This is a genomic window from Polaromonas sp. (assembly GCF_013817205.1).
GTDB lineage: Bacteria > Pseudomonadota > Gammaproteobacteria > Burkholderiales > Burkholderiaceae_C > Polaromonas.
The window spans coordinates 1-14,058 of record NZ_JACDDD010000040.1 but is presented as its reverse complement, the minus strand read 5'-3'; the positions used below and the strand labels follow the sequence as shown (position 1 = coordinate 14,058).

Annotated in this window: 15 protein-coding genes and 1 tRNA gene; 12 read left to right on the top strand and 4 right to left on the bottom strand. The window is 59.6% G+C overall.

Translation table 11 applies throughout. The annotated features are described in order from the left end of the window. The first annotated feature begins 107 nt into the window (after nucleotides 1–107). The 10 genes from H0W47_RS10885 to H0W47_RS10840 all read left to right on the top strand — a co-directional run bounded on the left by H0W47_RS10885 (nucleotide 108) and on the right by H0W47_RS10840 (nucleotide 8,752). Nucleotides 108–287 (top strand): hypothetical protein, encoded by a 180-nt coding sequence (locus H0W47_RS10885; RefSeq protein ID WP_296924178.1) that lies wholly within the window; start codon nucleotides 108–110, stop codon nucleotides 285–287. A 239-nt stretch (nucleotides 288–526) separates the two neighbouring features. After that, nucleotides 527–2,434: a threonine--tRNA ligase gene (thrS, locus tag H0W47_RS10880; protein ID WP_296924176.1), complete on the top strand. Its 1,908-nt coding sequence runs from the start codon at nucleotides 527–529 to the stop codon at nucleotides 2,432–2,434. An 86-nt stretch (nucleotides 2,435–2,520) separates the two neighbouring features. Further along, nucleotides 2,521–3,138 (top strand): translation initiation factor IF-3, encoded by a 618-nt coding sequence (infC, locus tag H0W47_RS10875; RefSeq protein ID WP_296924215.1) that lies wholly within the window; start codon nucleotides 2,521–2,523, stop codon nucleotides 3,136–3,138. A gap of 205 nt (nucleotides 3,139–3,343) precedes the next feature. Further along, the gene (gene rpmI / locus H0W47_RS10870; protein ID WP_296924174.1) at nucleotides 3,344–3,547 is read left to right on the top strand and encodes a 50S ribosomal protein L35; all 204 of its coding nucleotides are present in this window, start codon (nucleotides 3,344–3,346) and stop codon (nucleotides 3,545–3,547) included. Between the two features lie 25 nt (nucleotides 3,548–3,572). Further along, nucleotides 3,573–3,932, top strand: coding sequence for a 50S ribosomal protein L20 (gene rplT, locus H0W47_RS10865; protein WP_296924172.1), 360 nt, complete (start codon nucleotides 3,573–3,575; stop codon nucleotides 3,930–3,932). 144 nt (nucleotides 3,933–4,076) lie between these two features. After that, the gene (gene pheS, locus H0W47_RS10860; RefSeq protein ID WP_296924169.1) at nucleotides 4,077–5,129 is read left to right on the top strand and encodes a phenylalanine--tRNA ligase subunit alpha; all 1,053 of its coding nucleotides are present in this window, start codon (nucleotides 4,077–4,079) and stop codon (nucleotides 5,127–5,129) included. 21 nt (nucleotides 5,130–5,150) lie between these two features. Continuing rightward, a complete protein-coding gene (gene pheT / locus H0W47_RS10855; protein ID WP_296924167.1) occupies nucleotides 5,151–7,577 on the top strand; it encodes a phenylalanine--tRNA ligase subunit beta in 2,427 nt (808 codons plus the stop codon). 38 nt (nucleotides 7,578–7,615) lie between these two features. After that, entirely contained in the window at nucleotides 7,616–7,969 is a 354-nt protein-coding gene (locus H0W47_RS10850) for an integration host factor subunit alpha (RefSeq protein ID WP_296924166.1), read from the top strand. A 177-nt stretch (nucleotides 7,970–8,146) separates the two neighbouring features. Then, a complete protein-coding gene (locus tag H0W47_RS10845; protein WP_296924164.1) occupies nucleotides 8,147–8,638 on the top strand; it encodes a MerR family transcriptional regulator in 492 nt (163 codons plus the stop codon). Nucleotides 8,639–8,675: 37 nt separating this feature from the next. Further along, nucleotides 8,676–8,752 (top strand) — tRNA-Pro (locus H0W47_RS10840). Nucleotides 8,753–10,038: 1,286 nt separating this feature from the next. Here the strand turns inward: H0W47_RS10840 and H0W47_RS10835 are convergent. Continuing rightward, nucleotides 10,039–11,652, bottom strand: coding sequence for a hypothetical protein (locus tag H0W47_RS10835; protein WP_296924162.1), 1,614 nt, complete (start codon nucleotides 11,650–11,652; stop codon nucleotides 10,039–10,041). A gap of 106 nt (nucleotides 11,653–11,758) precedes the next feature. Further along, nucleotides 11,759–12,016 carry an AlpA family transcriptional regulator gene (locus H0W47_RS10830; RefSeq protein WP_296924160.1) on the bottom strand — a complete coding sequence of 86 codons (258 nt, stop codon included), beginning with the start codon at nucleotides 12,014–12,016 and terminating at the stop codon, nucleotides 11,759–11,761. A 231-nt stretch (nucleotides 12,017–12,247) separates the two neighbouring features. Between H0W47_RS10830 and H0W47_RS10825 the strand changes: the two genes are divergently transcribed. Both H0W47_RS10825 and H0W47_RS10820 read left to right on the top strand, forming a co-directional pair. Beyond that, complete coding sequence (locus H0W47_RS10825; RefSeq protein ID WP_296924158.1) at nucleotides 12,248–12,532, top strand: DUF6516 family protein; 285 nt, start codon at nucleotides 12,248–12,250, stop codon at nucleotides 12,530–12,532. Further along, complete coding sequence (locus H0W47_RS10820; protein ID WP_296924156.1) at nucleotides 12,529–12,882, top strand: hypothetical protein; 354 nt, start codon at nucleotides 12,529–12,531, stop codon at nucleotides 12,880–12,882. The genes H0W47_RS10825 and H0W47_RS10820 overlap by 4 nt, the downstream gene beginning before the upstream one ends. Nucleotides 12,883–12,901: 19 nt before the next feature. Here the strand turns inward: H0W47_RS10820 and H0W47_RS10815 are convergent, their stop codons facing one another. Together H0W47_RS10815 and H0W47_RS10810 are read right to left on the bottom strand one after the other, a co-directional pair. Continuing rightward, the gene (locus tag H0W47_RS10815; RefSeq protein ID WP_296924154.1) at nucleotides 12,902–13,495 is read right to left on the bottom strand and encodes a hypothetical protein; all 594 of its coding nucleotides are present in this window, start codon (nucleotides 13,493–13,495) and stop codon (nucleotides 12,902–12,904) included. Nucleotides 13,496–13,686: 191 nt separating this feature from the next. Then, nucleotides 13,687–13,956, bottom strand: coding sequence for a hypothetical protein (locus H0W47_RS10810; protein WP_296924152.1), 270 nt, complete (start codon nucleotides 13,954–13,956; stop codon nucleotides 13,687–13,689). Between the last annotated feature and the right edge of the window lie 102 nt (nucleotides 13,957–14,058).

The following is a 14,058-nucleotide window of genomic DNA, read 5'->3' as shown; positions in this document are numbered from 1 at the left end:
TGCCCGGCCAACGCCCCCCGCGTCGGCCGGGCATTTTTCATGGGGATGTAGCGGTTTTCGCGTAGAGTGCGGCTGATTGATTCACGCCAACTCTGCAGGAGAAAGTCATGCCGGTCGATGCCACCCGGGGATTCAAACGCACACCTTACCCGGACTGCCACGGCACCGGTGAACTGCGCATTGACAGTGAAAACATCAATGAGGATTTCGAGGTTGAAAAGCAGATCGTGATCACCGAATGCCCGCGTTGCCTGGGGCTGGCGTTTCTCCCACCAGGCGCACCCTGAGCCGGCCTGCAAAAGCTGCCGTAAAATATGCCGATGCAATCAATCAAGCTGGAAACAGGAAGGATAGTCCGGGTTATGACACCGCGAACTACGACCACGCCTCCAGTTTGGAGACACGCCGGGCGCCAGCCGCATCCCTGCGTGACTTATAGCTACTGAATTAATAGCAAACCTCCAACCCAACCCAGTTCAAAGCGCGGCAGTTACCGCGCTTTTTTTATTTTCAGGGCCTACCCATCATGATCAAGATAACGCTTCCAGACGCCTCCATCCGCGAGTTTCCACAGCCCGTCACGGTGGCCGAAGTTGCAGCCTCCATCGGCGCGGGCCTGGCCAAGGCGGCCTTGGGCGGCAAAGTGGCCGGCAAGGTGGTGGATACCAGCTACCTGATCGCCGCCGACAGCCCCTTGTCCATCATCACGGCGAAAGACCCTGAAGGCCTGGACATGATCCGCCATTCGACCGCCCACCTGCTGGCCTACGCAGTCAAGGAGCTGTTTCCGGACGCCCAGGTCACCATCGGCCCGGTAATTGAGAACGGGTTTTTCTATGACTTCTCGTACAAGCGCCCGTTCACGCCGGACGACCTGACGGCTATTGAAAAGAAGATGGCCGAACTGGCGTCCAAAGACGAGCCGGTGACGCGGCGCGTCTTGCCGCGTGATGAGGCGGTGGCCTACTTCAAGGAAATCGGCGAGCACTACAAGGCCGAGATCATTGCCAGCATTCCGGCCAATGAAGACGTGTCGCTTTATCGCGAAGGCCAGTTTGAAGATCTGTGCCGCGGCCCGCACGTGCCCAGCACCGGCAAGCTCAAGTTCTTCAAGCTCATGAAATTGGCCGGCGCCTACTGGCGTGGCGACCACAACAACGAGATGCTGCAGCGCGTGTACGGCACAGCGTGGGCTACCAAGGACGAGTTGCAGCAGTACCTGACCATGCTGGAAGAGGCCGAGAAGCGCGACCACCGCAAGCTGGGCCGCGAGCTCGACCTGTTTCACATCGACGACCATGCACCCGGACTCGTCTTTTGGCACCCCAAGGGCTGGACGGTCTGGCAGGGCGTCGAGCAGTACATGCGCAAGGTTTACCAGGACAACGGCTACATGGAAGTCAAGGGCCCACAGGTGATCGACAAGACACTGTGGGAAAAAACCGGTCACTGGGACAAGTACCGCGACAACATGTTCACGACCGAGTCGGAAAAGCGCGAGTACGCGCTCAAGCCGATGAACTGCCCCGGCCACATTTTGATCTTCAAGCAGGGCATTAAAAGCTACCGCGATCTGCCACTGCGTTTCGGCGAGTTCGGTCAGTGCCACCGCAACGAGCCATCGGGGGGGCTGCACGGCATCATGCGGGTGCGCGGCTTCACGCAGGACGATGGCCATATTTTTTGCACTGAGGACCAGATTCTGGATGAGTGCAGTGCCTTCACGTCCCTGCTTCAAAAAGTCTATAAAGATTTTGGATTTACCAACATCATCTACAAAGTTGCAACCCGCCCTGAAAAGCGAATCGGCACTGATGAATTTTGGGATAGAACCGAGTTCGCGCTGATGGAAAGCTTGCGACGTTCTGGCTGCGACTTTCAAATTGCTGCGGGGGAGGGTGCTTTTTATGCCCCTAAGATTGAGTACACCCTGAAAGACGCCATTGGACGTGAATGGCAGTGTGGCACGATACAGATCGACACCAATATGCCGGGGTGTCTGGATGCCGAGTACGTTGGCGAAGACGGTGCCCGGCACCGCCCCGTGATGCTGCACCGCGCCATCGTCGGCAGCCTGGAGCGTTTCATCGGGATTTTGATTGAGGAACACGCCGGCGCGCTGCCCACCTGGCTGGCGCCGGTGCAGGTTTCCGTGCTCAATATCACTGATGCACAGGCCGATTACTGTCGCGAAATAGCTAAAACGCTGCAAAATCAAGGGCTTAGGGTCAACCTTGACCTGCGCAACGAGAAAATTACGTATAAAATACGCGAGCACTCAATGCAAAAGCTGCCTTACATCCTGGTCGTTGGCGACAAGGAGAAGGAAGCCGGCGCGGTTGCCGTGCGCGCCCGGGGTAACAAAGACCTTGGCGTCATGTCGCTCGAAGCCTTCGTCCAGACGATCGCCTCAGACATTACCCAAAAAGCCTGATTCCCGACTTCTTGTGAGTCAAATCGGCCCTTCGTCCTTGCTGGACGGGCGCAAGCAGATATAGCTTTTATAGCAAGTTTTGAAGGATTACAACCATCGCTACTGAATTTCGTGACCGCCGTCACCGTGAAGAACGCAAGCACCGCTTGAACCGTGAAATCATGGCCCCTGAAGTACGCCTCTCAGGGCCGGACAACGAGCCCTTGGGCGTTGTCAGCATCATGGAAGCCCTGCGCCTGGCAGGTGAGGCGGACGTGGACCTTGTTGAAATCTCCCCCACGGCGGTTCCGCCGGTGTGTCGGTTGATGGATTACGGCAAGTTCAAGTACGCCGAGCAGAAAAAAGCGGCGGAAGCGAAGTCCAAGCAGAAGGTCATTGAGGTCAAGGAAATCAAGTTCCGGCCCGGTACCGACGATGGGGACTACAACATCAAATTGCGCAACATCAAGCGCTTTTTGGAAGAGGGCGACAAATGCAAGATCACCTTGCGTTTTCGCGGTCGCGAGATCACGCACCAGGAACTGGGTCTGGCCCTGCTGGCGCGCATTCGTGACGAGTTGGCTGATTTGATTGTGGTGGAGCAGTTTCCCAAACTCGAAGGCCGGCAGATGGTCATGATGATCGCGCCGGGCAAGAAGAAGGTGGCTCCCAAGCCCGCAGCGGCACCCGCGGAAGCGGCACCGGCTGCATCGACAAGCGCCTGAGGCGCTGGCGCGGAAGAGATTTGAGCCTGCAGGTGTGGTTACCGGCAGGTTCTTCAGGGGATGCGAAAGTATCTCCGGCGAGAGCAGCTAACCCTGTTCTCCAAACGTGGTGAATTTAAAATTCGCCACGACAAGTGGCTCGGGGCCATCAAGTCTGCGTAAAGGTTCGCAGCGCCTCACGAGCACAAATGAATAGGAGCATTCAATGCCCAAAATGAAGACCAAAAGCGGTGCCAAAAAGCGTTTCCGCGTTCGTCCTGGTGGCACCGTCAAGCGCGGTCAAGCCTTCAAGCGTCACATTCTGACCAAGAAGACCACCAAAAACAAACGTCACCTGCGTGGTGCAGTTGCAGTTCATGAGACCAACATGGGTCACATGGCGCAAATGCTGCCGGGCATGGGCATTTAATTAACGACGAACAAGGAGTACTCACATGCCTCGCGTCAAACGTGGTGTAACGGCTCGCGCCCGCCACAAAAAAGTTTTAGCCCTTGCAAAAGGTTTCCGCGGCCGCCGCGGCAATGTCTTCCGGGTCGCCAAAGAAGCGGTAATGAAGGCGGGGCAATATGCCTACCGTGACCGCCGCACCAAAAAGCGCGTGTTCCGCCGCCTCTGGATTGCGCGTATCAACGCCGCCAGCCGTTCGTTCGGCATGACCTACAGCCAGTTCGCCAACGGTCTGAAAAAAGCCGGCATCGAGATCGACCGCAAGGTGCTCTCGGACATGGCTATTCATGACAGCGCCGCTTTTGGCGCGATTGTGGAACAGGTCAAGGCCAAGCTTGCTGCTTGATTTTGAGGTAGTCAGCTATTAATTTAATAGCTGGATACGCACAAAAGACGGGGGCTGGAGCTTGAAAAGGCTCTGGCCCTTTTTCTTTGGCCGGGCTGTGCGCGAAAGCCGCAGGCCGGTGGGCCCGCTACTGACAAGAAATTTATGAACGAACTCGATGCCCTGGTGGATTCGGCCAAAGCCGGTTTTGAGCAAGCGGGTACCCCCGCCGACCTGGAAAACGCAAAAGCCCGGTTTCTGGGCAAGGCCGGGCGCGTCACGGAGCTGATGAAAGGCCTGGCGGCCTTGCCGATGGACGAAAAAAAGTCCCGCGGCGCCGCCATCAACCTCGCCAAGCAGGCCATCGAGGCTGCGCTGACCGCACGCCGCCAGGCGCTGGCCGACGCCGAGTTGCAGCTACAACTCAAGGCCGAGGCGCTCGATGTGAGTCTGCCGGGCCGCCAGAGGCCCCAGGGAGGCCTGCACCCGGTGTCGCTGACGCTGGAGCGCATCGAGGCCATCTTCGGCTCCATGGGTTTTGATGTTGCGCAAGGTCCCGAGATCGAAACCGACTGGTTCAACTTCACCGCGCTGAACACGCCCGAGGATCATCCGGCACGTTCCATGCACGACACTTTTTATGTCGAGGGCGGCACCGAGGCCGCCCCCAACCTGCTGCGCACTCATACCAGCCCGATGCAGATCCGTTATGCAGTGCAGCACGTCAAGAAGCACCGCGCGCAGATCGATTCCGGTGGCGTGATGCCCGAGATCCGCGTGATCGCGCCGGGTCGCACCTACCGCGTCGACAGTGATGCCACGCATTCGCCGATGTTCCACCAGTGCGAAGGCCTGTGGATAGGCGAGAACGTGAGTTTTAAGGACCTGAAGGTGGTGTTCACCGACTTCTGCAGGACCTTTTTCGAGAGCGACGACCTGGTACTGCGCTTTCGCCCCAGCTTTTTCCCGTTCACCGAGCCCAGCGCCGAGATTGACATCCAGTTTCAGACCGGTCCGCTCGCCGGCCGCTGGCTGGAGGTGGCAGGCTCGGGCCAGGTGCATCCCAACGTGGTGCGCAACATGGGCCTGGACCCCGAGCACTACATCGGCTTTGCCTTTGGCATGGGGCCAGACCGGCTGACCATGCTGCGTTACGGCGTCAACGACTTGAGGCTGTTCTTCGACGGCGACCTGCGTTTTCTGTCGCAGTTCCAGTAACCCACCAAGCCTGACCACACCATGCAATTTCCTGAATCCTGGTTGCGCGAATTCTGCAACCCGCCGCTGAGCACCGAGGCCCTGGCCGAGACCCTGACCATGGCTGGCCTGGAGGTCGAAGAACTCAAGCCGGTCGCACCGCCTTTCAGCAAAATTGTCGTCGGCGAGATCCGTGAAGCGGGTCAGCACCCCGACGCTGACCGACTGCGTGTGTGTCAGGTGGACGTCGGGCAGGGCGCCTTGCTCAACATCGTCTGCGGCGCGCCGAATGCGCGTGTCGGCGTCAAGGTGCCCTGTGCGCTGGTCGGTGCCGAGCTGCCCCCCGACGAGGACGGCAAACCCTTTCTGATCAAGGTCGGCAAGCTGCGCGGCGTCGAGAGCCACGGCATGCTGTGTTCCGCCCGGGAGCTCAAGCTGTCCGAAGATCATGGTGGGCTGCTCGAACTCGCGGCTGACGCAAAGGTCGGCCAGGACATCCGTGCGCACCTGAACCTTGATGACACCCTGTTCACTCTCAAGCTCACGCCCAACCTGGCGCATTGTCTGAGTCTGTACGGGGTGGCCCGGGAAGTCGCCGCCCTGACCGGTGCCCCGCTGAAAGCCCCGCATTTCCCGCCGGCAGCGGTTTCGGGCACAGACAAACTCCCCGTGACCATCAGCGCACCGGACCTGTGCGGCCGTTTTTCCGGGCGCATCGTTCGCAAGGTCAACACCAAAGCAGCCACGCCGTCCTGGATGGTGGATCGGCTGGCACGTTGCGGGCAGCGCAGCGTCACCGCGCTGGTGGATATTTCCAACTACGTGATGTTCGAGCTGGGCCGGCCTTCGCATATTTTCGATCTTGACAAGATCCATGGTGGCCTCGATGTGCGCTGGGGCAAGGTAGGCGAATCGCTCAAGCTGCTCAACGGCAACACCGTGACGGTGGATGAAAAAGTGGGCGTGATCGCCGACGGCGAGCAGGTCGAGTCGCTGGCCGGCATCATGGGGGGCGACGCCACTGCGGTGTCGGATGCGACCGAAAATATTTACGTCGAGGCCGCCTTCTGGTGGCCCAAGGCGATTGCCGGACGTTCGCGCCGCTACAACTTTTCAACCGATGCCGGTCATCGTTTCGAACGCGGCGTTGATCCCGGCCAGACGGTGGAACACATTGAACGCATCACGCAATTGATCCTGGAAATCTGCGGCACGCCAGAGACGATTTGCGGCCCCATCGACGATATCCAGGCGAATCTTCCAAAGGCCCAACCTGTCACGCTGCGTGTAGCGCGCGCTGCCAAAGTCATCGGCATGCCGTTGACCCAGGCACAGTGTTCCGGCGCGTTTCAGCGTTTGGGGTTGGCTGTCACCGAAGGCGAGGGCACGCTGACGGTGGTGCCGCCCAGCTATCGGTTTGACTTGCAAATCGAGGAAGACCTGATCGAGGAAGTGGTGCGTCTGGTCGGTTACCAGCAATTGCCAGCCACACCGCCGTTGGCGCCCATCACCGCGCGCATCCGGCCGGAGTCGCAGCGCAGCGCATTTGCCGTGCGCCGTGCGCTGGCGGGCCTGGGCTACCAGGAAACCATCAACTTCAGTTTTGTCGAGGAACGCTGGGAGCATGAACTCGTCGGCAACCCCAACCCGATCAAGCTGCTCAATCCCATTGCCAGCCAGATGAGCGTGATGCGCTCGTCCCTGCTCGGTTCGCTGCTGCAGGTGCTGAAATTCAACCTGGACCGCAAGGCCGCGCGTATCAACGTGTTTGAACTGGGCCGTGTGTTTTTGCGCGATTCGTCCAGCCTGAACACCGACACCACTGTGGCCGGCTTTGCCCAGCCAATGCGAGTGGCCGGCCTGGCGTATGGCCCGCGCGAGGGCCCGCAATGGAGCCTGCCCGAGAAGGGCGTGGACTTCTTTGACCTCAAGGGTGACGTGCAGGCGCTGCTGGCGCCGCTGCAGCCAGTGTTCACGCCCGCCAGCCATCCCGCCATGCACCCCGGCCGTTGTGCCAGCGTGAGCATCGCCGGGCAAGGCATTGGTTTTATCGGCGAGTTGCATCCGCAGTGGAGGCAGGTGTATGAGCTGGCGCAGGCACCCATGCTCTTCGAACTCGATCTTGACGCCCTGTTGCAGCGACCCGTACCCGTGTTCCAGCCTGTGAGCAAGCTGCAGCCGGTTGAGCGCGACATCGCCGTGATCGTGGCGGAAGCGGTGACACACGCCGACCTGATGGCAGCTATCCATGGCGCCGACACCGGTGGTCTGCTTCAGTCGGCTACCCTGTTCGATGTGTACCGTCCGCAACAGGGGAACACCGCCATGCAGCTCGGCGAAAAAAGCCTGGCAGTGCGCTTGGTGCTGGGCGGCGGCGACGCTACACTGACCGACGAACAAATCGAGGCGGTGACCCAGGCCGTGCTGGCCAGTCTTGAGGCCCGGGTGCAGGCGCGCTTGCGTGCCTGAAGGCTCCAACAACAACAGCTATCAGCGAGGAGAGCAGCGTGGAATTTTCCGTTGAGAGTCTAGAAAGCCCCGCGCTCACCAAAGCCCATCTGGCCGAATTGCTGTTTGAACAGATCGGATTGAACAAGCGCGAATCCAAAGACATGATCGATGCCTTTTTTGACCTGATTTCCGATAGCCTCGTCGATGGCAATGACGTGAAAATTTCAGGATTCGGCAATTTCCAGATTCGCACCAAGGCGCCGCGTCCCGGGCGCAACCCCCGCACCGGCGAATCCATTCCCATTCAGGCACGCCGTGTCGTGACTTTCCATGCCAGCCACAAGCTCAAGGAACACATACAGGGCCAGCCCGCGGGCGCGGGCGACGCCCTGATGGTGCCGGGCGAGTAAACCCAGAAGTTCGGACGCACAGTTCCCGGTGCTGGCTGCATCTGCGAAGCTTTGTGCTGTTGGGACCAATCCGGATGGGTCCTAAACAACACATCTTGCCGATCTGAATGTAACTATTTGCGCTTGGCCAGGACTTAGAGTAGATTTGTAGCTTTAACGCTTAGCGCATTGATTTAATTGGAGAAAACTCTCCCCCCCATTCCCGCCAAACGTTACTTCACCATCGGTGAGGTCAGCGATTTGTGTGGCGTCAAACCTCACGTGCTCCGTTATTGGGAGCAAGAGTTCACGCAGCTGCGCCCGATGAAGAGGCGTGGCAACCGACGCTACTACCAGCATCATGAGGTGCTGATGATCCGGCGCATACGGGATTTGCTTTACGACCAGGGCTTCACCATCAGCGGCGCGCGCAACAAGCTCCAGGAAATCGTGCAGACCGAGCGCGACAAGCGCCGCAACGGCGAAGTGATGCTTGAAGGCGTGGATGTGATGGAGGGCGGTGACTCCATCCTGGACGACTTCGGTGACTCGGCAGATTTCGAAGACAGTGCCATGGACAGCGTTCTGGACATCGCCCATTTGTCCGACGGCAGTGCAGCGCAGCAACGGCTGCAACTGGTGCGTCGGGAGTTGTTTGAAATCCGTGATCTGCTGAGTGCCGCCTACTGAAGGGCAGGCGAAGCACGTTATAATTTGAGGCTTGAGACGGTGTGTGGCGCAGCCTGGTAGCGCACTTGCATGGGGTGCAAGGGGTCGAAGGTTCGAATCCTTTCACACCGACCATATGAATCAAGGACTTAGCTTCGAAATGGGCTAGGTCCTTTCTTCTTGGTGGCTTCGGAAAGCTCCATTGTCCCAACCGTTGTCCCAACCGCAACGAAAGCTGTGAATGAGTTTGGCCGTTGTCCCAACCGGGGTAGTTGGGGCAAATTCCCCCCGCTTTGACGAATTGACGCGATGAAGACGCGGCTATTCAGATAGTCAGCGCGATTTCTAGTTGCTACATATTTGATAGCTTCTTACGCACGTTCTACGAAGGCCAGCAGCCTATTTGGCATATAGATAGTGCTGCGCAAGGGCTTGATCAGCTTCCGCGAATGCGTCAGAGAGCGACGATCCTTCGGCGTGCCAGCGTTGCGACGACCTCCACTAGCGCGGTCATGCCGGGCGCGTTGCCCGCTAAATGGCGCTTTGCGCTGGTGGCAACGCACCCAACATCACCGCTTTCCATTTTCGAGGCTCTGTAGCTTTGGTCAGTGGCCAATGCGGAGTACCGCAATGGCCAGGTAGCACGAGGCTGTCGCGCAGCTTCGGCCAGCAGCGCGGCCATGTGTCGCCGCCAGTCGCTGCGCTTGGTGGCAGCGGCACATCACCGCTTTACCCCGTTCTATGCTCTGTAGTCTCAGCCAGTGGGCACGGCGGAGTACCGCCATGCCCAGGTTCCACAAAGCTGTCGCGTGGTGTGCGTGGCAGTTGTGTTGCTTGCCCGCTACGGCAAAGTTACATAACGCCGCATTGCCCTCAGTGTCCGCCAGTCAGTCGCAAGCTCCTTTTGTGGCGGCCACCGCTCCGCGCCCTTCGGGTGAAGGCAACAGGCTTTATGCAAAATTGCCTTCGCTGGAGGGGGTCGCACAGCCGTCGGCGCTTCCCGGTCGCTGGCGCGCCCTACACGCCGCCGTCTGCGCGCCCTTGTGGGTGTGCCTGCACCTTGGCATTAGTTAGGCGCTGCGCGCTGTGCTGTCGGTCAGTGGCCTGCGGCCAGTCATGTGGTGTGTGCCCCCGCCCGCCCGTGGGCCTCGCCGCTGCGCGGCTTGGCTACGCGCTGAACTGCCCGTCCGCCCCCCAAGGGGGCTCCCTCAGTCAGCGCGCCTGCGGATTTACTTGCTACAAAGTTAGTAGCTGGTCACGCAATGAATACGCTGGCTTACAGGCCGGAACGGCCTGTAAGCCAGCGTAACCGCTGGTTTACTTGTCAGATGCAATCGTTGTCGCACTATGTCGGGGCTGATCTGTCATTGGGATGGTGTACCGATAGACCCCAATTTTGCGAAACAGATTTACGGTTCGAGTTACTTGTGAAGAAACCCGAATTTGCGCCCGATGTCTTGAAAGCTGATCTGCACCCGCCGGTCATGCTCGGCCTTGAGCCGCTGGTAGGTAGCCCAATGCAGACCCTTGGGCTTGCCGCCATCACCATTCAAAATGCCAGCTTCCCAGCCCAGGCGTTTGCGCAGCTTGTCGGCCTGACGGCTGGAACGGTCACCCACCCCCTCTTTTTGACTGGCATAGCCCAGCCCACAACAGCGTCGGCAGGCGAAGTATTTGCCCGGCCCATAGAGCACCGCCACCCGCATACCCCGCCCCAACTGAACCCGTGCCGATTGGCGGCGCAACTCGTAGCGCATACCGCCGTGCCGGTGAGAAAACAAGTCCTGGCGGGTCCCATTCAGCAGGCGGGCCACGGCTACGCGCTTGTCAGCGTCCGGGTCTAGCGGGTCGGCAAACCGGGCGTTGTGCCAGCGGTGAGGGTTGTCTAGAAGCTGCGCTACGGTTACCACCTGGCCGTCGGCGCATGTCAACTCAAAGTCGCCCATCAGCACTTGGTGTACCGCAGCGCGCTCCAGCACGTTGGTGGCTTGTGCCAGCTTGATGCCACGGCGCTGCGCCAGCGCAGGGGCTTTGTCCGACACCCAATTACGCCGGGCGGTCTCGCATTTTTCAGCTACCGCCGCGCGTGCCGTCTTTTGTCCGGCCTGAGCCTGCTTCTTGATCGAGGGCGTGGCGCTGTCGATGAGCAGGCGCAGGTTGAATTGCGCCGCTGCGTTGCCATAGATCACACCATCCACCCCGGCGCGGGTAACGCCGTCCACCAACACCGATGGTCCGGCAAAATCCAGCCGCTCTGGCTGCCAGACGGACACATCGACCAAGCAACGCGGCAAGCGTTGGCCCGCCACACCAATGTCGCACCAGCCCGCGCCCGGTGTGGCCCACAGTAGTGCTTCCAAGGCTTTACCCGCTTCGGGAATCAGTGTGGCATCTACCACGGGGATGTACAGGCGGTGTCGGGTCAGGCCAGACAAAATGCCGCTGTCTGGAGACACACAACCGGCCGACGCACTGGGCCGCCAGAGCATGGGGGAACCGGCCAGTGCCGGTGCGGCTGCAATTAAACGGTCACGAAACTGGAGCGGCGAAAGTTCGCCGCCGGGCAAACCGTCGTGGTCCAACATCATCACACCCGGAGCGGCCCGAAACTTGAAGTTGTCGCGGGAGCGGGCGATGGCACCTGCCTGTTGCGCCTCGGTATCCGCCTGGGTGCAGACCGCTACGGAATCCGCTTTGGTGACACCCCAAGTAACCGCTTGCGCCCAGGTCAAAGCGTCCAACTGGGCCTTGAGCTTGTGCAGATCGGCGGCTTCCACACGCTTTGCATGACCCTCGCTGAGCATGGCAGACGTCTCCTTGCGCATACCGCCCGTAGCGTTGATGCCAATGATTTTGGTCAGTCGGGTTGGCTTGATGCTGGTGATCACCGTGAATGCCAGCGGCAGTTTTGGCGGCTCTGTTGGAGCTGGTGGTTCAACCTGCGCCTCGTTTTGCTCTGCGCAGTTGCGAGAGTTGTCTGAAGTTGCGAGATTTTTGGCGGCTGATGGCTGGCCGCGATCGGTTAAGTTGGTCATATCATTCATACACAACCTCGCGGCACAAGGGACAACAGGAATGCAACGGCATAAGGCGCGGACTGAACCAGCCAATAGGCGAGGGCGTTAAATGCTCCTTTCATGGCTACAGCCCCAAAACTGCCATCAGCTCTTTGCGCTTCGCGTGGAGCGACTGAACCAGCTCACGAATTTCGGTGTCGTTCTTGCCAGAGATGCGCGCGGCATTTAATGACTCAATCTCACTCGCTGGCCAGCCAACGGCGCGTGGCCCCAAGCTGACGGGCTTGGTCCACAGTCCTTGCGCAATGCGCAGGTAGATGGTGGAGCGGGAGTAGCCAGATTGGGATTTGGCAGCCGGGATTCGCAGGATGGTGTGCGTCATGTTGGGTCCTCTTTGACGGGTATGGAACAAACTCAGACGCAAGTTTGTTTGGGCGTTTTGGGCGATAAAAGGCCCACCTGGCTGCATGCAGAAAGTTGTTTTCAGAGGGGAGGTGGGCTTTGTAGCCACAGAACAGGGCAGAACAGGGCTTTGCCATAGGAGAAAACTGGGCGAAAACTTTCCGCCCAACTTTCTTTGCAAAATCTTTAGGTTGTTGGCATAATTGCCAACATGCCAGCCGAACTGATTACCCGTTTCAAGAACATCACGCCCGACGGGGCGATTCTGGAACTGGTGGTGTGGAAAGTGCCCGCGCCGGTGCCGCCCACCGAGCACGGCTACAAGTACCGCGCCGTGTATGCGGCGAATGGCGTGCGGGTGGTGGGCTTTGACAATGAGCGCGGAAAGGGCGACCACTGCCATTTGGATGGCACCGAGGTGCCCTACACCTTTGTCAGTGTGGAGCAGTTGGTGGAAGACTTTATTGCGGCAGTTGCCGCCAGGAGAGCACTATGAGCGAACGATTTTTGACGATTACTTTGCAACCCGACTGGAGGGGCGCGCTGCGTGCCGCAGGTAAGGCGGCTACTGCCGCCACCTACCAGGGCGAGGTGCTGAACTTTGAGAGCGCCGGCCACTTCTTTGGCCAACTGTCTGAGAAACGTTGGGAGATTGTGCGGGCAGCGCAGGGCAAGGGTGAACTATCGGTGCGCGAGCTGGCGCGTGGGGTGGGCCGCGATGTCAAGCGTGTGCACGAGGATGTGGGCATTCTGGCTGAGCTGGGCCTGCTGGAGCGCACCGAAGGCGGCGGTGTGCTGTGCCCCTATACGTCGATGCATATCGACATGTATTTGAAGGCGGCTTGAAGCGGGGGCTGCGTGGCCCTCAGGCCAGCATGTGTTTTTTGATGGTGCTGGCATCGCGGTCTTTGGCAATGGTGGTCTTGGCGATCTGCTGCGAATACCAAACGTCGGACTCACCGGGGCGGCGTTTTTTTAGTGCCCGGTATTCCTTTTGCCATGCTGCGTACATGGCCTGGGTGGCGAGCTTGCGGGCTTCGCGCTTAACGGTGCTGGGCGTATGGCGAGGGTCTGCGGTAGTAGTTGCATCCACCAATTGGTGAATGGCTGCGGCATCCAGCGTGAAGTTGCCATCCTCAAAGCGGATGACATCCGCCAGCGGCAACACCGCCGCGCCCACCACCAGCGTCATGTGGCCCTGCACGCGCAGGCACAGCATTTGGGTGCGTTTGATGCCACGCGCCATACCAACGGGTAACAAATCGGCCTCAGAAGGTTGTACGGTGGTTTGCATCAGACCGAGACTGGTAGCTACAAAGTTGCAGACCATTTGCCCATCGCAGCGCCATTGCGCTAGCCGTGCGGGTGGGATCGCCACGCGGTTGATGTCGCTGCGCTTGTTACACACAACGAACGATGTGGAGGGGGCGTTCGCTCGCGACACCGTGTGCACGGGCATGCTGCATTCCTGCTCGCAGCCGGGGCAAACTACGCTTTGGGCTGGGCGTGCTTTCAAAAGCAGACCTTGCGACTTCAAGGCTGCCACAGCTGCTGCAGGCCATTGGTTCAAGTCTTCCGTGCTGACTAAAGTTGCCGCGCCATTGCGCGCGCCTACGCGGCCCAGCAACTCGATCAAGGCGGCTTGGGGCGTCATTCCACCAGTGCAGGTGCCATAGGTGTGGCGGCGTCGGGCGTGGCCAAGTCAACCGGCTCGCGGGGCTCGATGCCAGAGGCGCTGAGCATGTCGCGCAGCTTCAACCCGACCTCGTCATATTTGAGTGAGCAGGAGTTGGGATAGGTGATGTGGATATTCACGATTTTGGGTGGCCGGTCGGCTTCGACCACCATAGACACGGCCAAGTCCACTTGGGTGACGCTGTACTGGGCCATGGGCATCGCGGCTTGGATGCGATCCAGCAAAGCGTAAACTGAATCGCCCCGGGTTTCATGGAGGCTGTTTGGTTTAAGTCATGCCTCCACCGTGGAGGCTTGACTGGCGAGTTGCCGGTAGTAGTTTGCCTC

Coding starts and splice junctions, on each gene's coding strand:
- H0W47_RS10885 (WP_296924178.1), top strand. CDS start 108: ATGCCGGTCGATGCCACCCGGGGATTCAAACGCACACCTTACCCGGAC.
- H0W47_RS10825 (WP_296924158.1), top strand. CDS start 12,248: ATGCCAGCCGAACTGATTACCCGTTTCAAGAACATCACGCCCGACGGG.
- thrS (WP_296924176.1), top strand. CDS start 527: ATGATCAAGATAACGCTTCCAGACGCCTCCATCCGCGAGTTTCCACAG.
- rplT (WP_296924172.1), top strand. CDS start 3,573: ATGCCTCGCGTCAAACGTGGTGTAACGGCTCGCGCCCGCCACAAAAAA.
- rpmI (WP_296924174.1), top strand. CDS start 3,344: ATGCCCAAAATGAAGACCAAAAGCGGTGCCAAAAAGCGTTTCCGCGTT.
- pheT (WP_296924167.1), top strand. CDS start 5,151: ATGCAATTTCCTGAATCCTGGTTGCGCGAATTCTGCAACCCGCCGCTG.
- H0W47_RS10820 (WP_296924156.1), top strand. CDS start 12,529: ATGAGCGAACGATTTTTGACGATTACTTTGCAACCCGACTGGAGGGGC.
- H0W47_RS10830 (WP_296924160.1), bottom strand. CDS start 12,016: ATGACGCACACCATCCTGCGAATCCCGGCTGCCAAATCCCAATCTGGC.
- H0W47_RS10815 (WP_296924154.1), bottom strand. CDS start 13,495: ATGCCCGTGCACACGGTGTCGCGAGCGAACGCCCCCTCCACATCGTTC.
- pheS (WP_296924169.1), top strand. CDS start 4,077: ATGAACGAACTCGATGCCCTGGTGGATTCGGCCAAAGCCGGTTTTGAG.
- H0W47_RS10835 (WP_296924162.1), bottom strand. CDS start 11,652: ATGACCAACTTAACCGATCGCGGCCAGCCATCAGCCGCCAAAAATCTC.